Genomic DNA, 369 nt, shown 5'->3' on the forward strand with positions numbered 1-369 from the left:
AACATGGGAGCCGATAAACCCCGCCCCCCCGGTGATCAATATATTCCTCATAAAAGATTATCCAAATTAAAAAAAGAATGAATTGAAGAAAGAAAAATTTGTGCCGGCTGGAGCCCCATCCCCTCGCCCAGGGCGAGGGGTCCATGAGTCAAAGATTACCGATGCATCTCCTCAGCGAATCCGTCCAATACGGCACTCCCATCCCGAACGTCTCCTTGAACTTCGTCTTGTCCAACACCGAATACGACGGTCTCACCACCTTCGACGGAAACTCATCCGAATGGCACGGCTGCACGTCACATCCCCTGTTGCCGGCATACTCCGCGATCATCTTCGTGAAGTCAAACCACGAGCACACACCCTCATTCG

Annotated in this window: 1 protein-coding gene; it reads right to left on the reverse strand. The window is 51.8% G+C overall.

The features are described from left to right. Nucleotides 1–148: 148 nt before the first annotated feature. On the reverse strand, nt 149–369 hold a 221-nt coding region (locus tag E5331_RS20145), incomplete at its 5' end, for a sugar nucleotide-binding protein (RefSeq protein WP_168355332.1).

Origin of the sequence: Lepagella muris, from assembly GCF_004793975.1 — a bacterium.
GTDB classification, from domain to species: Bacteria; Bacteroidota; Bacteroidia; order Bacteroidales; family Muribaculaceae; genus Lepagella; species Lepagella muris.